The 18,539-nt window shown below is 62.0% G+C and carries 15 protein-coding genes and 1 pseudogene; 3 read left to right on the top strand and 13 right to left on the bottom strand.

Annotated features, from left to right (window positions below):
- Nucleotides 1-116: 116 nt before the first annotated feature.
- The 7 genes from ubiT to norR form a co-directional block, all read right to left on the bottom strand.
- The gene (gene ubiT, locus AC07W7_RS04435) at nucleotides 117-584 is read right to left on the bottom strand and encodes a ubiquinone anaerobic biosynthesis accessory factor UbiT (protein ID WP_495038823.1); all 468 of its coding nucleotides are present in this window, start codon (nucleotides 582-584) and stop codon (nucleotides 117-119) included.
- The gene (locus AC07W7_RS04430; RefSeq protein ID WP_495038822.1) at nucleotides 578-1,468 is read right to left on the bottom strand and encodes a U32 family peptidase; all 891 of its coding nucleotides are present in this window, start codon (nucleotides 1,466-1,468) and stop codon (nucleotides 578-580) included. Before AC07W7_RS04430 ends, ubiT begins: the two co-directional genes overlap by 7 nt.
- 10 nt (nucleotides 1,469-1,478) lie before the next feature.
- Nucleotides 1,479-2,474: a ubiquinone anaerobic biosynthesis protein UbiU gene (gene ubiU, locus AC07W7_RS04425; RefSeq protein ID WP_099168423.1), complete on the bottom strand. Its 996-nt coding sequence runs from the start codon at nucleotides 2,472-2,474 to the stop codon at nucleotides 1,479-1,481.
- A gap of 156 nt (nucleotides 2,475-2,630) precedes the next feature.
- Complete coding sequence (locus AC07W7_RS04420) at nucleotides 2,631-3,866, bottom strand: molybdopterin molybdotransferase MoeA (RefSeq protein ID WP_495038821.1); 1,236 nt, start codon at nucleotides 3,864-3,866, stop codon at nucleotides 2,631-2,633.
- A complete protein-coding gene (gene moaB, locus AC07W7_RS04415; protein ID WP_495038820.1) occupies nucleotides 3,863-4,417 on the bottom strand; it encodes a molybdenum cofactor biosynthesis protein B in 555 nt (184 codons plus the stop codon). The genes AC07W7_RS04420 and moaB overlap by 4 nt, the downstream gene beginning before the upstream one ends.
- A 92-nt stretch (nucleotides 4,418-4,509) precedes the next feature.
- Nucleotides 4,510-5,157 (bottom strand): pyridoxamine 5'-phosphate oxidase, encoded by a 648-nt coding sequence (gene pdxH / locus AC07W7_RS04410; RefSeq protein WP_076960734.1) that lies wholly within the window; start codon nucleotides 5,155-5,157, stop codon nucleotides 4,510-4,512.
- Nucleotides 5,158-5,256: 99 nt separating this feature from the next.
- Entirely contained in the window at nucleotides 5,257-6,774 is a 1,518-nt protein-coding gene (gene norR, locus AC07W7_RS04405; RefSeq protein WP_495038819.1) for a nitric oxide reductase transcriptional regulator NorR, read from the bottom strand.
- A gap of 178 nt (nucleotides 6,775-6,952) precedes the next feature.
- Here norR and AC07W7_RS04400 point away from each other — a divergent pair.
- Nucleotides 6,953-7,402, top strand: a pseudogene (locus AC07W7_RS04400) (hemerythrin domain-containing protein); the annotation flags it as partial.
- Nucleotides 7,403-7,439: 37 nt separating this feature from the next.
- Here AC07W7_RS04400 and AC07W7_RS04395 read toward each other — a convergent pair.
- Together AC07W7_RS04395 and AC07W7_RS04390 are read right to left on the bottom strand one after the other, a co-directional pair.
- A complete protein-coding gene (locus AC07W7_RS04395) occupies nucleotides 7,440-7,871 on the bottom strand; it encodes a hypothetical protein (RefSeq protein WP_495038818.1) in 432 nt (143 codons plus the stop codon).
- Between the two features lie 10 nt (nucleotides 7,872-7,881).
- Nucleotides 7,882-9,069 (bottom strand): NnrS family protein, encoded by a 1,188-nt coding sequence (locus AC07W7_RS04390; RefSeq protein ID WP_495038817.1) that lies wholly within the window; start codon nucleotides 9,067-9,069, stop codon nucleotides 7,882-7,884.
- Nucleotides 9,070-9,564: 495 nt separating this feature from the next.
- Here AC07W7_RS04390 and AC07W7_RS04385 point away from each other — a divergent pair, with 495 nt between their 5' ends.
- Nucleotides 9,565-10,284, top strand: coding sequence for a Crp/Fnr family transcriptional regulator (locus AC07W7_RS04385; protein ID WP_495038816.1), 720 nt, complete (start codon nucleotides 9,565-9,567; stop codon nucleotides 10,282-10,284).
- Nucleotides 10,281-10,481 (top strand): protein DnrP, encoded by a 201-nt coding sequence (locus tag AC07W7_RS04380; RefSeq protein ID WP_076960728.1) that lies wholly within the window; start codon nucleotides 10,281-10,283, stop codon nucleotides 10,479-10,481. The genes AC07W7_RS04385 and AC07W7_RS04380 overlap by 4 nt, the downstream gene beginning before the upstream one ends.
- On the opposite strand, the gene AC07W7_RS04375 is transcribed toward AC07W7_RS04380, so the two are convergent.
- The 4 genes from AC07W7_RS04375 to AC07W7_RS04360 form a co-directional block, all read right to left on the bottom strand.
- Entirely contained in the window at nucleotides 10,475-12,316 is a 1,842-nt protein-coding gene (locus tag AC07W7_RS04375) for a nitric oxide reductase activation protein NorD (RefSeq protein WP_495038815.1), read from the bottom strand. The genes AC07W7_RS04380 and AC07W7_RS04375 overlap by 7 nt on opposite strands.
- A gap of 72 nt (nucleotides 12,317-12,388) precedes the next feature.
- Nucleotides 12,389-13,810: a cbb3-type cytochrome c oxidase subunit I gene (locus AC07W7_RS04370; protein ID WP_169901686.1), complete on the bottom strand. Its 1,422-nt coding sequence runs from the start codon at nucleotides 13,808-13,810 to the stop codon at nucleotides 12,389-12,391.
- Between the two features lie 3 nt (nucleotides 13,811-13,813).
- On the bottom strand, nucleotides 13,814-14,254 hold the full coding sequence (locus AC07W7_RS04365) for a c-type cytochrome (protein ID WP_029294425.1): 441 nt from the start codon (nucleotides 14,252-14,254) through the stop codon (nucleotides 13,814-13,816).
- A 202-nt stretch (nucleotides 14,255-14,456) separates the two neighbouring features.
- The gene (locus AC07W7_RS04360; RefSeq protein WP_495038814.1) at nucleotides 14,457-18,206 is read right to left on the bottom strand and encodes an Mcf1 protease effector domain-containing protein; all 3,750 of its coding nucleotides are present in this window, start codon (nucleotides 18,204-18,206) and stop codon (nucleotides 14,457-14,459) included.
- Between the last annotated feature and the right edge of the window lie 333 nt (nucleotides 18,207-18,539).

The raw sequence follows: 18,539 nt of genomic DNA, 5'->3' as shown, positions 1-18,539 counted from the left end.
CCCCAGGGTGGTCAAGCCCAGGCCGGTCAAATACCCCAAAAAGAAAGCGGGAGGGCTTAACTGACTGGCATTAGGGCAAGCCCGCTCCCACAGGGTGCATCTGCGCCAGCGCTCTCTCAGGCCGCCAGGCCTTTGCCGGCCCGTTCCAGATTGCGCCACAACCAGGGCGGCAACACGTCCGGGTCGAGGCTGTCGATCAGGTTCTTCAGGCCCAACCCCAACTCCGTATCCCCCTCGATCACCAGCCGCCGACGGAAGAACAAGGTGTCCGGGTCTTCCTGGCGGCTGGCCAATAACAGGAACTCGCGCCAGTTACCGCTGATGGTCACCTGGGCCTCGGCCCGCTCGGCAATGCGTAGTCCTTCGCGGCCCAGGGTCAGGTACCAGCGCAAGCCCAGGTCGGGAATGCGCAGGCACATCCAGCGCCCGCGCAGCAGTTCAAAGCCGCCATCGCGCAAGGGCTCGGCCAAGCAGCGATTCAGCGCCTGTTGCAAGGCCAGGTGTTGCACCACAAAGGGCACCTTGCGCATCAGCGGCAGTAAGCGGTCGGCGCCCTTGAGCAGCCATTGCTTGCGATTCAGCACAGCCCCACCTCCTCGACCCGCAACATCCCGGCCTGGCCATGCCAGTAGCCATTGCAGCCTTCGACAAACACCGGCGGCGTGGCGCCCTGGCGCACCCGGTCAAAGGCTTCGACGATGCCCACCATGCCTTGCGCCCGTGGGCTCAGGCGCAACAAGTCAGCGCCGCAACTGACCAATCCCGGGTAGTCGGCCAGCAGGTTGGTGACATCCGCCGACAGGGTCTGGATGCCATTTAACGTGAACAGCGCCTGCCCTTCCTGGCTGGTCAAGGCCATGCCATCGGGGTAGTTGAGACAGCAGAACTGACAGTCATCCTTGGGCCGGTTTTGCGCCCGCGCCGTAAAGCAGCGGGCCGAATAGGCCAGGGGCAGATGCCCATAGGCGAACACTTCCACTTGCGGCAACGGCCGGCCCAGTTCCTGCACCTGCTCCAGCACATCGTCAATCAGCGTGGCCGAGCATTCCACCGGCGGCACCCAGCGCATCATCCCCGCACCCAGCAACTGCACGAGGGCGTGGCCGTTATACAGGTTCAAGGCCGGGCCGCCGACAAAGGGCAACTTGCGCTCGGCAAGCAGTTGCACGGCGCCCATATCATTGGCTTCCACCAGCACCTCGCCGTTGTCACACAGGCGGCGCAGGCTCGACAGCTCCGACGCGGCCTCGATCAGGGTCAGGCTCGACAGCACGATTTGCGCCTGACCTGCCGACTGCAATTCGCGGCCCAGGCCCAACCACTGGTCGAGGTTGAACGCGCGGCGCTTGGAGCACACGGTTTCCCCCAGGTAGATCACATCCAGCGGCAGGCTGGCCATCTCGCTGTAGAACTGCCCCAGTTGTTGCTTATCCCAATAAAACAGCACCGGTCCCAGGCTGAGTTTCATGTGCGGTTCCTCATTGCCACGAACGATGGTAGGCGCCCAGGGTGGTCTGGCTGCCTTCGGATAGACCGGCCAGCACGCTGCGCCACTGGTCCTTGACCACAAAACGCTGTGGCGCGCTGCGGTGGGCATCCAGCGCGGCGCGCCAGACCCCGGTGACTTGCTCGACATACGCCGGGCTGCGCTGGCGGCCTTCGATTTTTACCGCTTCGACGCCCATGGCGATCAACTCGGGGATCAGGTCCAGGGTGTCGAGGCTGGTGGGTTCTTCGAGGGCATGGAAGCGCTTGCCATCGACCATGAAACGGCCCTTGCACAGGGTCGGGTAGCCCGCCGGTTCGTCCGGGGTGTAGCGGTCGATCAGCACTTCGCTCAGACGCGCACTCAGGCCGTCGGCGTCTTCGCTCCAGCGCACCGCCTTGGCTGGCGAGCACACGCCGCACAGGTTCGGCGATTCGCCGGTAATGTACGAAGACAGGTGGCAACGGCCCTCGGCCATGATGCACAGGCTGCCGAAACCGAAGACCTCGATCGGCACCGAACTGCTGGCAGCCACCTGCTTGACCTGGGCCAGGGACAGCACCCGAGGCAGCACCGCACGGCGGATACCGTAGCGCTCGGCATAGAACTGCAAGGCCGCCGCATGGGTCGCAGAGCCCTGTACCGAGAGGTGCAAGGCCATTTGCGGATGGCGGTGACTGGCGTATTGCAGCACCCCCGGATCGCCGGCGATCAGCGCATCCACGCCATGGTCGGCAGCGCGGTCCACCGCCCGTTGCCAGCGCTCCCAGCCCTTGGGCTGCGGGTAGGTATTGACCGCCACATACAGCTTGCGCTGGTGCTGGCGGATATGGGCGACGGCGCCGTCGAACTGCTTGTCGTCCATGTTCAGCCCGGCAAAATGCCGGGCGTTGGTGTCATCGCGAAACCCCACATACACCGCATCGGCACCTTGGCGCACGGCGGCTTTAAGCGCAGGCAGATTGCCTGCCGGGCAGACCAGTTGCATGGTTGATCCTCATCAGAAAAGTTATCGCACTTGCATAGCAGCAGGCTTGTGTGGGAGCGGGCTTGCCCGCGATGGCGGCCTACCAGTCGACATTTATGGTGATTGACACACCGCTATCGCGGGCAAGCCCGCTCCCACATTGGTCACCACCGGCAGTTATTGCATCAGTTCGGCAAAAGACACGAACCGCACCAGGCCGCCCTTCTCCACCACCTGTTCACGCTCCACAATCGCCAGGCCATCGGCCCAGCAGGCGGCGCTCAACATCGCCGAGCTTTGCCGTGGGTGCAGGCAGACCCGCGCTTGGCCATCGATGCCCGGAGTCAAGCGGGCGCGCAGGTATTGGCGACGACGGTTGCGCTGGGTCCAGGCAAAGTCGGCCGGCAGTAGCATCGGCACCGACGTGACCTCAGTCACACCCTGGGCACGCAACAGAAACGGCCGCACCACCACCAACGCGGTAATCAGCGCCGCCGAAGGGTTGCCGGGCAAGCCGATCCACGGCTTGCCGGCGACATCGCCAAACGCCAGGGGTTTGCCCGGCTGAATCGCCAGGCGCCAGAAATCAACGTGGCCCAGTTCCTTGATCGCCTGCTTAAGGTGATCTTCCTCGCCCACCGACACCCCGCCGGAGGTCAGCAGCAGGTCGCACTCCGAGGACGCCAGGGTCAACGCATCGCGGCTGACGGCCAGTTCGTCGGCCATCACCCCATAGTCATGCACCTCCACGCCCCAGCCTTGCAGCAGTGCGGCCAGGCAATGGCGATTGCTGTTGTAGATCTGCCCCGGCGCCAGGTGATCGCCCGGCTCGCGCAGTTCATCGCCACTGCTCAACAGGCACACCCGCAACGGTCGATAGACCTTGACCTGGGCCAGCCCGGCGGCCGCCAGCAGGCCAAGCTCCTGGGCGCGCAGGCGTTTGCCAGCCGGCAGTAACAGAGCGCCCTGGGTCACCTCTTCACCTTGCTTGCGCACATGCTCGCCGGTGCGCATCGGCGGGCACCAGATACGTTGGCCGTAGACCCGGCAACGCTCCTGGGGCACCACGGTGTCGGCCCCGGCCGGCAAGGGCGCACCGGTAAAAATGCGCATGGTCTGCCCGCTGCCCAGCGCCGTGGCCGCATCCTCGCCAGCGGCGATGCGCCCGGCCAGGCGCAGGTAACCGCCCTCGGCCGGCAGGTCGGCGGCGCGCAGGGCGTAGCCGTCCATGGCGCTGTTGTCCCAGGCCGGCAGGTTTACCGGGGAAAAGATATCGCTGGCCAACACCCGGCCCAGGGCCTGGGCGGTTTTCACCTGTTGGGTGGACGGGGGTGGCGGTGCCTGGGCCAACAGGCGTTCGATGGCCTCATCCACCGGGATCAGTTCGCCGCTTTCACACACCGATGTGCTCATGGCCGTGCCTCACAGGGCTGTAGCGCTTGCACGGCCTGGGGCTTGAGGTGCGGGGCGAAATTGCACGGCCCGGTGCGGCTGTCCAGTTGCCCCAGGAGGATCTGGTCCCAGCCGGTGCGGCAGGCGCCGGGCGAACCGGGCATGCAGCACACCAGCACGCCGTTGCTCATGCCGGCCAGGGCCCGCGATTGCAGGGTCGACATGCCGATCTCTTGCAGGGACACCTGGCGAAACAGCTCGCCAAAGCCTTCGACATGTTTGTCCAGCAAGGGCAGCACTGCTTGCGGGGTATTGTCGCGCGCGGTGAAGCCGGTGCCGCCGGTGGTGAGGATCACCTGCACCTGGGGGTCGGCGATCCACTGCGAAATGCGTGCGCGGATCAGGTAAATGTCGTCCACCACCAGGGCCCGGTCGATCAATGCGTGCCCGGCCCCTTGCACGCGCTCGCACAGGGTTTGCCCGGAGGTGTCGCTGTCAAAATTGCGCGTATCGCTGATAGTCAGTACGGCGATATTCAGGGAGACAAAATTGCGTTGAGTCAGGTGTGCCATGGTGAAAATCCCGGGATAAATGAGCAATGGCCCCAGCCTGCACCGCAAAGGCCGGCGGGCCTATTCCTCCGAGGAGGTACCTCTAGGCGGCTTCAGGGCGCCAGGCGGCAGCGCTGCCAGGTGCCGTCGTGCCGCCGGTAATCGAGGCGGTCGTGCAGGCGGTCGGGGCGGCCTTGCCAGAACTCCACGCGCTCGGGTTGCAGGCAATAGCCGCCCCACTCTGCCGGGCGCGGCGGTGGTTGCCCGGCAAAGCGCTGGGTGACCTCGCGCAGGCGCCCTTCCAGCTCGGCGCGATGGGCCAGGGGCTGGCTTTGCAATGAGGCCCAGGCCCCCACCTGGCTGGCCAGGGGGCGTGAATTGAAGTACTCGTCGGACAGCTGCGGCGCCAGGCGCACGACCGTGCCTTCGATGCGCACCTGGCGTTCCAGGCCCGGCCAGAAAAAGGTCATGGCGGCGCTGGGATTGCTCGCCAGCTCCTGGCCCTTGGCACTCTGGTAGTGGCCGAAGAAGGTAAAGCCCTCGGCGCCAAAGCCCTTGAGCAAGAGGATCCGACAATGGGCGCGGCCCTGGGCATCGACCGTGGCCAGGGCCATGCTGTTGGCCTCCACCGGCGCCACTTCGGTCTTGCGCGCCTGCTCCAGCCACTGGCCGAACAACACGAGGGGATCGTCCTGTACCAGGTCATCGCGCAAACCGTACAGGGTGTAGTTGCGGCGCATCTGCGCCAGGGAAAGGGGCATGGGGCGAACCTCCGGTCAGTTCGCCACAGTCTGATCAGCCGACGGCCTGCGCACCTTGATCACGATCAACTGCGCGCCGCGGCATGGCGTCGCAGGCCGTTACTTGAGCCCCAGGCGCCGTGCGAGCTTGTGCAGGTTGCTGGAGTCCAGGCCGAGCATGCGCGCAGCACCGGCCCAGTTATCGCCGGACAGGCTCAACGCCTGGCGCACCTTCTGGCGCTGGCAGTCATCCACCGCATCGCTCAAGCTCTGGAACGCCGGCGCCGGCACTTCAGGCACAGGGGCCTGGGCCAAGGTGGCGCTGTCGAGATCCAGCAGCTCGGCTTCCAGGGTCATGATCTGGTTGCGATTGCCGCCACGGCTCAACTGCTTGAGGGCAGCGCGGCTGATCACGTGTTCCAGCTCGCGCACATTGCCCGGCCAGGCATAACCAAGCAGGGCCTGCTCCGCCGCCGGTGACAGGCGCAAGCCGCGCAGGCCCAGGCGCGCGCGGTTGAGCTCCAGGAAGTGCCCGGCCAGCAGCAGCACATCGTGGCCGCGCTCGCGCAAGGCCGGGATCGGCACCGGGTACACCGACAGCCGGTGGTACAGGTCGGCGCGAAACAGCCCTTGGCGAATGCTCTCGGGCAGATGGCGGTTGGTCGCGGCGATGATCCGTACATCCACATGCAACGGCTTGTCGGCGCCCAGGCGCTGGATCTCACCGTTCTGCAAGGTACGCAGCAGTTTGGCCTGCACACTCAGCGGCAGCTCGCCCACTTCATCGAGAAACAACGTGCCGCCGTTGGCCGCATCAAAACGCCCGGCGCGGTCGCTGGTGGCGCCGGAAAACGCGCCTTTGACATGCCCGAACAACTCGCTCTCGGCCAACGACTCCGGCAGCGCCGCGCAGTTGACCTGCACCAGCGGCTTTTTACTGCGCCGCGACAGGCGATGCAGGCGGCGGGCGAACAGCTCCTTGCCCACCCCGGTTTCGCCAAGCAGCAGCACCGGCAGATCTGAGCCGGCGAGTACATCCAGTTCGTTGAGCAGTTGATGCAGCACCGGGCTCTGGCCGAGGATTTCGCCGTCTTCGACGCTGGGCGAGCCCGCCACCGGCTCGCTGCGCGACAGGCGCAGGCTGCGGTTTTCCTGCTCCAGCCGCGTGACCCGCACCGCGGCTTCGATCTGCAAGGTGCAGCGCTTGAGTTGCTCGCGGGCATTGGCATCGAAGGTCCCGGCATGCAGGGCATCCAGGGTAATCGCGCCCCAGGGCCGGCCTTCGACGAACAGGCTCACGCCCATGCAGTCATGCACCGGCAGCGGTTCGCCGACCTGGGTATCGAGTAACCCGTCATACGGGTCCGGCAGGCGGCTGTCGGGCTCGAACCAGGTCGGCTCGCGGGAGGCCATGATCGCCGCCAGCCGCGGGTGCTGGGCAATCACAAAACGCCGGCCAAGGGCCTCATGCACCAGCCCCACCGTGGCCACCGGGCGCAGGCTGTCGTCGCCGTCCAGGCGCAACAGGCCCACGGCGCCGCTATGGAAATATTCGCGCAGGGTCTGCACCAGGCGTTGCAGGCGCACCGCGTTGGGCAATTCGACAATCAGATCGGCCGACAGACTTTCACGCAACATGGTCATTACTACCCTTGGATGGTCGGTTCTACCGTGCAGCATCAGGGTGATCCTGACCACTACAAAAAATTAATCTATATTTTTCAATAAGTTGGCAATGGCACAAGGCATACAATCACCGGCTTATCTGTTCACTTGATGAGGAAACCCGATGAACGCCATCGCCCCGGACAGCCTGCCCCAGGCGCAACTGATCGAACATTTGCTGGAGCGCTACCACGCTCGCCACCGCGAGCAACTGCCGGAACTGATCCGCCTGGCCAGCCGTGTGGAGCAGGTCCACGGTCATCACCTGGCCTGCCCCAATGGCCTGGCCGACCTGCTGCGGGATATCGAACAGGAACTGGAGGGCCATATGCTCAAGGAGGAACAGGTGCTGTTCCCGATGCTGCAAATGGGCATGGGGCCCCAGGCCGCGCCGCCGATCCAGGTCATGCGCTTTGAACACGAGCAACATAATCAGGCCCTGGCGCAATTGCTGGCACTGACCAACCGCATCCAGCCGCCCAGCGACGCGTGCAATACCTGGCGCGCCCTGTATCAAGGGCTGGAAGTGTTTCATGGGGACTTGCTGGAGCATATTCATCTGGAAAACGACGTGTTGTTTGTACGTGCGCTAACAGCCTAACCCTCCCAAGGAGCGAGCTTGCTCGCTCCACAGGGGGTCAGCGCAGCATCAGCTTGGCCAGGATCACGATCAGCACCATATGCCCAAGGATGCTGCGACGGATCCACACTGCCCGCAGCGGGCTCAGGCGCTTTTGCGTCAGCCAGTACGCCAGCAACAGGTAATGCCCGATGATGCTCAGCGCCAACACGATCTTCAGGCTCAACAGCGCGGAAAAATGACTGGCCCAGGGCGCGCCCAGCACGCCGCGGTAATGCCAGGCCAGGCCGATGCCCGCGCCATACAACAGCAGCACCACGCCATGCAGCACCTGCCGCGAACGCCGGGAAATGGCTTGCTCGCTGGTGAACTGCGCCGACCAGGCCAGTTCTTCGCGGGCGCGGTGCCAGATAAAAACCTCGAAGAACAGCGTGCCGATAAAGGCGATAGCCGCCAATAGATGCACAATCAATAACCACGAATAGAGCATTGCCGTTCTCCTAGCCCGGATGGCCGTCAACCCGCGCGCGCCACAGCATTGGGGCATAGCGCCATAGATACAGGCCCAAGCCCAGGGTCCAGCACAGGCCCGCCAGCCACAGCGCGGCATACGGCCAGACCAGCACCAGCAGCACCCGGCTCAGGCAGGCCAGGTTCAACAGCGCAAAAGCCAGGGTCATGCCCTTGGGTGGCGTCAGCGGCCGGCCGGTGTGGCCGAGGCTGACCCGGGCGATCATCGCCAGGATCAACCCGCCCATCGCCCCCACCGTCAGCGCATGCACCGCCAGGCTCGGGTTCAGCGGCGCGCCGAAATGCCATAACGCCATGCCCAGGCAGGCCACGGCCAGCCAGGCATAGGCCAGGTGCAGCGACCACAGCAGTGGCACGCGCCACAGGCCACGGTCGTGCCAACGTACCAGGCGCAGCAGATGACCGAGCCCCAGCAAGCCAAACAGCAGGCCCACCCACAGGCTGGCGGTTAATGCCAGGCCGCTGGCGTACAACAGCGCCACCCCTGCCGAGCCGCCCAGCAACAGGTGATCCAGCCACGGCCAGGGCTTCACCGCCTCGGTGCGCCCCAGGCCACGCTGGGTGAAAAACGGAATCACCCGGCCACCGATCAACCCCATCATCGCCGCCACCAGCCACAACCCGGTCAACACCGCCTGGCGCTGCCAGCCTTCATCAGCGCGCAGCAAGCCATACAGGGACAGGCCATCGGCCAGGGTCAACAGCAGCAGGACCAGCACAATCGGGTAGTTGCGTTGTTGCCGCACTTTCCACAGGGTCCAGCCCATCAGCCCGGCGACCGCCAGGGGAAAGCTCAGCTCCAGCACGGCCAGCAGCGGCCATGGCAGATTGCCCAGCCAGGCCAGGCGTGCGCCCAGCCATACCCCGGCCAGCAGCGCCAGGGGCATCCCGCTGATGCCGGGGCGGCCGGTCCAGGTCTGCACCGCCGTCAGCAGGAACCCGCCGATGATTGCCAGGGCAAAACCGAACAGCAGCTCATGGCGATGCCACGCCAGCCAGCCACCCGCCGGCTGCCAGCCCGCATCGCCGGCCAGGGCCAGCAGCCACAGGGGAATCGCCAGCAGCGCCAACAGGCAGCCACCGAGGAAAAATGGCCGGAAAGCCAGGCGAAACAACGGGGTAATCGACATAGCCTTGCGTCGATCCAGCACTTGCATACCACCACTCCTCAAGTCATTGCCGGCCCGATCATCCGGGATTGCCCGCGTCCGGCCCTTGTCGCAGATCAAGCAGGGCTTCTGGGCGGCGCAATATCCTGGGGGCCGTCGCAGAAATAGCGTTGCAAGGGCCGGGCCGAACTCCCCGGTGGGAGCTGGCTTGCCTGCGATGCGGGCACCTCGGTCTAGCGGTTAAACCGCAGCGATGCCATCGCAGGCAAGCCAGCTCCCACAGGGAATTGGCGTTGCTTATGAGGGTTTAAATAACCATTAGAGGGTTAAAAGAACCCTTAAAGACAGGGTCGTTTTGACCAAGCAGGCGCTACAGCCCAGGTTTTACAAGGCCCGCGCCTTGGCCCAGCTCTTGCTCTAGCCGGTTATCCCTTATTACTGCCCCCACGGAGTCACCATGAAAAAAGTTATCCAGCCCCTGGCCTGGTTCGTGATCCTCGGTTCAATGATGGCAGCGGCCAGTGGCCTGTCGTTGTGGCTTGTATGATCCCGTCCCTGGCCTGCTCCAAGGATGCGCCCCGGGTTTTGCACCGCGTGCATCATCAGATCCTGCGCAGCCATCACCTGTTCGAGCCGCTCAACGAAGAGCAGATGAATGAGTTGATGGCCAGCAGTCAGTTGCTGAGTGTCGACAAGGGCGAGCCGCTGTTCCGCCAGGGCGAGCCGGCCGATGGCTTTTACTTTGTGATTGCCGGCGCGGTGAAGATCTACCGCCTGAGCCCAGACGGTCAGGAAAAGGTCTTTGAAGTGATCGGCGAGCGGCAGACCTTTGCCGAGGCGATGATGCTGATGGACACCCCCAACTACGTGGCCTGCGCCGAGGCGGTGGGCCCCACGCAGTTGTATCGCCTGTCCAACGCCACGTATATGCGCCTGCTCCATAGCAACAGCCGCCTGACCTTCGCCCTGCTGGGCAAGCTGTGTGTGCGCCTGCACCAGCGGGTCAACGAGATCGAGACCCTGTCCCTGAAAAACGCCACCCACCGCGTGGTGCGCTACCTGCTGACGCAACAGGTGCGCCTGCACAGTGCCGACAGTTCGTTCGAGCTGCCCATGGCCAAACAGTTGATCGCCGGGCACCTGTCGATCCAGCCGGAGACGTTCTCGCGGATCATCCGCCGGCTGATCGATGAAAAAATCATCACCCAGGACGGTCGCCAGATCGCCATTCTCGACCGCCTGCGCCTGGAGCAATTTGAATGAACGCAACGCGGGTCTGCCTGTACTGCCAGCATGCCAACCCGCCGACGCACGCCGCCTGCGAACGCTGCGCCATGCCCCTGCCCGCTTCCACCGCCAGCCTTGAGGCGCGGCGGCTCAAGCGCTTCCAATGGTTCTGCCTGGGGCTGGCCGTGTTCTGCATCACGATGTTCTTCTGGCTGCCCCGGGACTTCTACTGATCGTCGGTCAACTGCCGGTACAGCTGCGGCAAGCGTAGCGGCAGTTGCTCCGGCTGGCGGATCAGGGTGTAGCCGTGGGCGCCGAACATGTACGGCAGGTAGTCCGCAGCCTGTTTGTCGATGGTGATGCAGAACGGCACCAGGCCCTGGCGCCGCGCTTCTAGCACGGCCTGGCGGGTGTCCTCCACGCCATAGCGCCCCTCATACAAGTCCAGATCGTTGGGCTTGCCATCGGTCACAATCAACAGCAGTTTGCGCCGTTGTTTACAGGCGCCCAGGGTCTGGGTGGCCTGGCGGATAGCGGCGCCCATGCGTGTGTAGTAACCCGGTTTCAGGCCCTGGATGCAGCCACGGGTGTGGTCGTCGTAGGGTTGCTGGAATGACTTGAGCTGTTGCAGGCGCACCTGCTGGCGACGCAGGGACGAAAAACCATACAAGGCAAACGCATCGCCCAGGCCCGCCAGGCTCTCGCCAAACAGCAACAGGCTGTCGCGGATCACGTCGATGACCTTTTGCGTATCGTTCAAATGGGCGTCGGTGGACATCGACAAATCGGCCAGCAGCAAACAGGCCAAGTCACGCCGGGTGCGGCGCTGCTCCTTGAACAGGCCGCGCTCGGCGCATGCGCCGTGTTGGCGCTCGACATGAAAATCCAGCCATGCCTGCAGGTCCAGTTCCGCGCCCTGGGGTTGTTGGCGTAGCCATTGGCGGTCGGTGCGCAGTTGCTGGAACTGGCGACGTAACCGCGCAGCCTGGGGCCGCAGGCGCGCCGGCAGCGGCTGGGGCGCGCTGTGGCGGGGTTGCATCAGTTGCAGGTTGACGAAGTTGGCTTGCAGGCATTGCTGGCGGTAGTCCCATTCGGGCAGCTTGATGCCGTCGCCCAGGGGGATATCGTCGACGTCGGCCGGGGGCAGATCCAGGTGCAACTTGAGCCCGCCGCTCTTGCGCACGCGCTGGCGCGACAGGCTCAACTGGTCGAGGTCTTCGGCGACCCGCGCGGCCTCTTCGTCTTCGGAGTCATCGGCCCAACGGTCCAGATCGACATGCTCGGTCCAACTGAACAGGTTTTCCAGGCGCACCACCAACAGGCCGCCGTCGCGGCTATTGTCGTCGACCCGGTTGGCCTGCTTGGGCGCGCCCTGTTGTTCGCCGGGGCGGGTTGCCAGGTCGTCGCCCTCGTCGTCCTGGTCTGCGGCCTGCGGGCTGTGCAGGTGCAAGGGGGGATACAGCCACAGCGGCAACGGCCAGGCGGCGCGCTCGCTGCGGGGTAACTGGCGGATGCTGCCGGGTTCGCGCAGGGCCTGGCGCAAGGCCTTTTCCACGGCGGCTTCGGCGGGGTTGAGGATGGCGGGATCGGGGCGCAATTGCAGGTGGGCCTCCACCAGGCGCTGATAGCTGGGGAGCATGGCCGGGTAGCGCTGCAACAGTTGCCAGGTCCAGCGCTGGTTGTCCCGGGCCCAGTGGGTCATCGGCCCGGCGTGCGCGGCCAGCAGCGCCAGCCAGCGGTACAGCTCCAGGTTCAGGGCCACCGTGGGAAACACCGCCAGGCTGGCCGGCAAGCGCAGGCGATGACCATCGCACGAGGCCAGGGGTGCCTGGCGACAGGTGCCGGCAATGCGCATCAACAGATTGCGCCGCAGCAGCAGGTCGCGCTCGCTGGCGGCTTCCACCGCTATCCCGTGGGCGCCGCCCAGGGCGCGGAACAATAGGGCCAGGCTGCGCTGGCGGTCGACCAGATCGACCCGCGCCTCGGGGAAGTCGGCACTGGCGCGGCGCGTGATAAAGCGGTGCCAGACACTGCCGACCCACTCTTCCAACTCAAGGGTAAAGGCCATGTGAAGTGCTCCAGACGTAAAACGGCCCGCAGTACCTGCCGGGCCGCCCTCTTGGGGATTAACGTTGACCGCTCAAGCCGTCACGGGCACGGCAGAGTCCAAGCCCTTGCCCCGCTGCCGGAAGCTCCACAGGTAGCAGAGCAGGCCCAGCAGGAACACCACGCCACTGGCCAGTCGTGCCCAGAACAGCAGGGCCAGGTGGTCCATGGTGGCCATGAACGGCAGCGCCACACCGTCCACCTGCCAGCGTTGCAACCAGACCTGCACGGCACCGGCGGCGGTGAGGAACAGGGTGATCATCACCATCGACAAGACCATCATCCAGAAGCCCCAGATCTCCAGGGTCTGGGAGCGTGCATCCGGCGCTTCACCGATGCCGCGCAGGCGGGGCATGGCGTAGCTGATCAAGGTCATGACGATCATGGCGTAGGCGCCGAAGAACGCCAGGTGGCCGTGGGCGGCGGTCAGTTGGGTACCGTGGGTATAGAAGTTGACCGGTGCCAGAGTATGGAGGAAGCCCCAGACCCCGGCGCCGAAGAACGCGGTGACCGTGGTGCCCTTGGCCCACAACGTGGCCGCCCGGTTCGGGTGCTGGCGCCGGCGCTGTTTGACCATGGTGAAGGCAAACATCACCATCGCCAGGAACGGCAGGGGCTCCAGGGCCGAGAAGATCGAGCCGACCCACAACCACACCTCGGGCGCACCGATCCAGAAGAAGTGGTGGCCGGTGCCGATGATCCCGGTGATCAGGGCCATGGCGATGATCACGTACAGCCATTTTTCCACGACCTCGCGGTCGACGCCGGTGACCTTGATCAGCACAAAGGCGAGCATCGAGCCCATGATCAGCTCCCACACGCCTTCGACCCAAAGATGCACCACCCACCACCAGTAGAACTTGTCCCGTGCCAGGTTGCCGGGGTTGTAGAACGAGAACAGGAAGAACACCGCCAGGCCGATCAGCCCGGTCATCATCACCATGCTCACCGTGGTCTTGCGGCCCTTGAGCAGGGTCATGCCGATGTTGTAGAGAAAGCCCAGGCACACGACCACGATGCCCATCTTGGTGATGGTCGGCTGCTCCAGGAACTCACGGCCCATGGTTGGCAGCAACTCGTTGTGGGTCAGCTTGGCCAGGGCCGCATAGGGCACCAGCAAGTAGCCGAGGATGGTCAACACGCCGGCGACGGCGAACACCCAGAACAGCAGGATCGCCAGCTTGGGGCTGTGCAATTCGCGGTCGGCCTCCTCCGGCACCAGGTAGTAGGCGGCGCCCATGAATCCGAATAGCAGCCAGACGATCAGCAGGTTGGTGTGGACCATCCGCGCCACGTTGAAGGGGATCAGCGGGAACAGGAAGTCGCCGACCACGTATTGCAGACCCATGATCAAACCGAACAGCACCTGGCCCAGGAACAGGATCAGGGCGAATACAAAGTAGGGTTTGGCCACGGCCTGGGATTGGAATTTCAGATATGGATTGACGGTACGCATCCCTCAGCCCTCCTTGTTTGGCGGCCAGCCGTTGGTGTTGATCTTCGAGCTCCATTTGAGGAACTCGGCCATATCGTCCACCTCCTGGTCGCTGAGGTTGAATTGCGGCATCGCGCGCCGGCCGGGCACGCCCAAGGGTTGCATCTTCATCCAGGCGTGCAGGAACGGCTTGAACGCTTCCTCGCCGCCGCGGCGGTTGAACACATTGCCCAGCTCCGGCGCAAAGTACGCGCCCTCGCCCAGCAAGGTGTGGCAGCCAACGCAGTTATTGCGCTCCCAGACGCCCTTGCCGCGCACTACGGATTCGGTGAGTAGCTCCTGATTACTGCGAGAGGGAAAGGTTTGTTCGGTGTGGTAGGTCAGGGCCAGGAAGATCAGGAAGAAGAACACGCTTCCCCCGAAGTAGATATTCCTGGCCATGCCCTTGGTGAAGGTCTCTGACATGGTCGCGTCCTCATTGCTTGGCAGGGACCATGATAGAAAGCCGGGGGGTAAAACCTGCTTGATGGCGATCAAGAAATGCCGATGGTTTTGCTCAGGTATTGGGGTTGGGGTACAGCCTGCGCGTACCCCTGTCGTCAGGCTTCAGCGGTGCGCAACAGCACAAGCGCCAATCGCTGGAGAAGCTGACAGACCAGTGCCCCCGTCAGCGTTCCCCAACCTTGAGCCGCTGGATCTGTGGCGTACCCGTAGATGAGCCATTCTTGCGCGGGTCAATGACGCTCAGCATTACCCTGTCGCTGGTGATGAATACCGGCCGTGACTTGCCTTGATCTTGCGGGTCATTGGAAAAAGCCCCTTTAAACTCGACAGATCGGCGTTGCTCGGGTGAGCCACCGTTCAAGGTCAGCTTCAGATCCCCGGAGGAGGTCACCTGCCAGTCCGAGATTTCGGCGTCGGTGTAGTCCAGTTGAACGGAGCTGCCCTCCGGGTCGTCAATATGAACGCTGCCTGACCCCTTGTTGATGATGTAAGTATTGCTACCGCCTTCACCGATCACCCGGGCCCCACCATTGATAACGACGACATCAGCCCCCTTGCCTGTGCGGGCAATGTCCTCGCGGCCATTGAGGGTCAGTAAATTATTCTGGTCGTCACCTTGAACATAACTTTCGCCGTTCTTCACAGTGGTTACATTGGAAAAGTTCTGCACACTGGCGATTTTTTTCACCCCCAAGGTATTGGAATTTTCGGTTTTTACCGAGACGGTGGAGTCTTTTAGATTAATGACATGCCCTACGTAGCTGGCACTTTCTTTCTTCCCAGCGTCGTCGGGTGGCGAACTTAACTCTCCAGAAAAAACCAGGGTATTGCGTCCCTCTCCACCCTCCAGGGATATTTGTCTGGGACTGAAAGTTTTGTCTCCGCTCTTCTCGACCTCACGCGCCCGCTCCAGTGTCTGGCGCGCATCGGCATTCATGACCACCGTATCGTCAGCGCGCCCGCCACTGACAACCTTTTTGCCGGCTCCCAGCAGGAAGACGTTGGGTTTGTTTTCCACCCCTCTTACATAATCGTCCCCACCCCCCAGGTCCCATAACGTGGCTTTTCCATCACCCAACTCGCCTTCAACCTGTTTGACCGGTTTGCCGTTCAATGATGCATAGCTTTCATCCACGCCTACCTGGTCATTGCCATCACGGACGGTCACCGACGGAACCTTGCCGGATATTGGAATCAGATTCAGCAGCCAGGTGACCGGCGAAAACCAGACTCTGGGTGTCAGTGGGACGTTGCCGTCCACTTGCTTGACCTCAACCTGCGACGAACCGTAGACCACCCGTTCAAAGTTGTGCTTTCCATCACCGCTCAGGAACGCTTTATAGCGACTTTGGCGTTGCTCATCGATTTCGTTGGTGTATTGGGTTTGCAGGTAAGGCTTGAGCACATCAAATCCGGGCTCCAGGCCCAGGAACGCCCTCGCCCCGGTGACGGCCTTTTGTTCACCAGTCAGCGGCGTGACCTTATCCAGCTCTTCCACGCTACGAACAGAGTGGTAAATCATTTGGCTCATCATGAGCGTCCCTGCCACGGCCAAGCCTATCGGCCCTGCCGAGGTCGCCCCCATCATGAATGCGGCGCCCAACGTTACCGAGGTTGCAGCGTTGGCCACCGAAAACGCACCGTCAACATAGTGATCCTGGGCTTCAGTACCGCTGCTTTTACTGGCTTTTTTAAACGAATCGACAGCACTGTAGATATCAAAGGGCAGGCTGATCGCCGTGCCCGCCCCCGTGCCGACCTTGCCAATCAGTTGCCCGACACTCGACGCTTTAAATCCCATGATCGAAGGTGCAGCCTTTTGAATGACACTTTGCCCCAACTTGTTGAGCGACGCCCCAATCGCGTCCCCGCCATATTGGGCCGCGACAGCGCCCAAACTGATACTGCCTTGAGTCACGTCTCCCTTCTGAAACGACTCAATCGCGCTGCGCAGCCCCTGAAATGTACTGAATGCCTGGAAGCCCAAGCCGGCAGCCCGCGTTTTTCCAAACTTGTCCACGCCACCTGCATCAAAGAAATTCGCAGGCATCGCTTGTTTAGTGCGAACCATCTCTTGAATCTGAGCAGAAACTTTGTGCACTTGCTGCATCTGTTTTTCAAAGTTGTCAGGCATCTTTGAAACTTCGGTACTGGGGATCAGCGGTCCAGCGGACGGATCACGATGAATCGCAATTTCAAAGAACAGCTTGGTTGCCTGGTCATTGAGCCGCACATCACCGGAACCGGACCATGCCTTGAAACGCGCAAAATCAATTTGTAGGTTAGTGGCCAACAGCTTGCCATTCGGATCACCTGCCGGCTGGGCTTCTATCGGCTTGCCGTGGATATTGATGCCCATTTTGTAGAGATCGACGCGACTGATATCCAGGGTGCCGATACGTATCGGCGGCTGGCTATCATCGAGAGCCTGAAGGCGCTGCACTTCCCCCGTCTTGCTGATGACCGTGGGTGTACCCAACGTGGCAAGAGGCGCACCCGCCTGGTTTGGGGCAAACAACTGGCGATCGCGCTGCATTTGTCTATCGATGTACGGAAAACCAGGAGGCGGGGTTGCTTCGGCGAGGGTGCGCACTAATTTTTGCTCAAGCCCCTGCATGCTGCCAATGTACGGGGAGCCCGGGTACTGTTTTATAAAGCCCTGAACAGTTTTCAATGAATCGAAAGTAGCGTGATACTGGGCCATGCCTTTTTTGGCATGTATGTTGTCCACACTTTCCAGAACATTTTGATAAACCGCAGCTTCCATACCCACAATGGGCTTTGAGTGTTTTCTAAAATCAGCCGAGGAAGGTAGGCGTGTACTATCAACTACTTTTATCGTATCAAGATCGGCCAAGGGGGCATTATAGGCCAGTTGCATCCGGGTGGACGTCGGTCTAAGCTCAGGGATATGGTCTGGGTTAAATACGCTGAACCTGTATTTAGGGTTATCCGGATCGCCGTTGAGTGGCTTAATTAATTTTTTCAGATCGGGATCGGTAAAGATTTTCTTCATTGCCCTTTCAAATGCCTTGGCAGAAGAAGACCTGACCAAGCCAATATTGGGGTCGGCGTAGTAATAGGTCCGTTTACCGTCCGCTCCCACCATCACCCCTGCCGATAGACGATGCTCTCCGGTCGAGATAAGCAACGTCGTTGGGGCTTGGGCTTTGAGGATCTGCGATACAATCGTTTTGTAAGACCCGAGCTTGTCAGTGGCCGGATCATGTGCCTTGTCGGCATACCCGGCGTACTTCTGGGCCCTGGAGATCGCAGCAAAAAACGCCTTAGATTCAGGCGTGTCGGAAGAAGCAAGCGCCTGGTATATATTGCCCAGAAAAATATCAGCCTTGCCCTCTCTTGCCGCCAGGGACAGGAGGTGTGTTAGGCCCGCACACTCTCCGCCGCTCGATTGGTTAATCATAGCGAGATAGTAACTTTGCGGCATGGGCGTCAACTTAGTTTCTTTACCCGATACTAATTCGGAAAATTTTGAAACCATGTCTTGAGTCATCATAATCGTGCGTCTTTCCGCCAAGTGCTTCAGCATGCCTAATTGCTCATCAGTCACACCTGGCTTTAATGCCATTTTATAAAACTGGGAACTACTCATCGAATCTGAATAACCAGCAGGCAGAGGCACTGACCCCGGTGAGTTATACCCTCGCATATACGCCTCTCGGCCCTGACCCTGTTTGACAGCTTCTACTTTTGAAAAAAAATCATCTGCACTGCCCATTTCAGGAACCGCCATCGCCGGTGTATCCCTACGTACACGGTGCCTCTCTGGCACATCGTTGTGCGTCGACAGTTGCCCCTGTGCGGGTTTTTCATGGGACGTTGGCTGGCGGTTTTGAGCTGGGTCATTGGGTCTAACAAACGACAGAGTATTGGGCAGGGACGGCAGGCGCATAATCACTCCAGCTAACAGGTTGGGTTTGCTCAATATCCTTTTATTTGAAGGGCTCCTAAGTGAGAAACCTAGCACCAGCCCCAACACTGTCATGACAGACAAATCCGGGAAAAAACATCAAGGTGTTACCAAATGCAGCTCTCCCTCACCACAGGTTTTCGACGGCATTTTTATGCACCTGGAAGGTACTTTCGGTGTCTTCCTGGGTGGCTGGGCGGATCAGTAGATTTTTCACCCCTTTGAGATTCCGAGCGGGCCAATAAACCCAGGCGCTATCGCTGATCTTGCGTCGGGCAGCGACCGAAGACCGCACATCTTGTGCGTTGACCAACT

This window comes from Pseudomonas sp. GW821-FHT01D09 (assembly GCF_059422465.1).
The sequence above is the reverse complement of the archived record's forward strand: the minus strand, read 5'-3'. Positions and strand labels throughout refer to the sequence as shown.

Coding starts and splice junctions, on each gene's coding strand:
- AC07W7_RS04430 (WP_495038822.1), bottom strand. CDS start 1,468: ATGAAACTCAGCCTGGGACCGGTGCTGTTTTATTGGGATAAGCAACAA.
- ubiU (WP_099168423.1), bottom strand. CDS start 2,474: ATGCAACTGGTCTGCCCGGCAGGCAATCTGCCTGCGCTTAAAGCCGCC.
- AC07W7_RS04420 (WP_495038821.1), bottom strand. CDS start 3,866: ATGAGCACATCGGTGTGTGAAAGCGGCGAACTGATCCCGGTGGATGAG.
- moaB (WP_495038820.1), bottom strand. CDS start 4,417: ATGGCACACCTGACTCAACGCAATTTTGTCTCCCTGAATATCGCCGTA.
- pdxH (WP_076960734.1), bottom strand. CDS start 5,157: ATGCCCCTTTCCCTGGCGCAGATGCGCCGCAACTACACCCTGTACGGT.
- norR (WP_495038819.1), bottom strand. CDS start 6,774: ATGTTGCGTGAAAGTCTGTCGGCCGATCTGATTGTCGAATTGCCCAAC.
- AC07W7_RS04395 (WP_495038818.1), bottom strand. CDS start 7,871: ATGCTCTATTCGTGGTTATTGATTGTGCATCTATTGGCGGCTATCGCC.
- AC07W7_RS04390 (WP_495038817.1), bottom strand. CDS start 9,069: ATGCAAGTGCTGGATCGACGCAAGGCTATGTCGATTACCCCGTTGTTT.
- AC07W7_RS04385 (WP_495038816.1), top strand. CDS start 9,565: ATGATCCCGTCCCTGGCCTGCTCCAAGGATGCGCCCCGGGTTTTGCAC.
- AC07W7_RS04380 (WP_076960728.1), top strand. CDS start 10,281: ATGAACGCAACGCGGGTCTGCCTGTACTGCCAGCATGCCAACCCGCCG.
- AC07W7_RS04375 (WP_495038815.1), bottom strand. CDS start 12,316: ATGGCCTTTACCCTTGAGTTGGAAGAGTGGGTCGGCAGTGTCTGGCAC.
- AC07W7_RS04370 (WP_169901686.1), bottom strand. CDS start 13,810: ATGCGTACCGTCAATCCATATCTGAAATTCCAATCCCAGGCCGTGGCC.
- AC07W7_RS04365 (WP_029294425.1), bottom strand. CDS start 14,254: ATGTCAGAGACCTTCACCAAGGGCATGGCCAGGAATATCTACTTCGGG.
- AC07W7_RS04360 (WP_495038814.1), bottom strand. CDS start 18,206: ATGCGCCTGCCGTCCCTGCCCAATACTCTGTCGTTTGTTAGACCCAAT.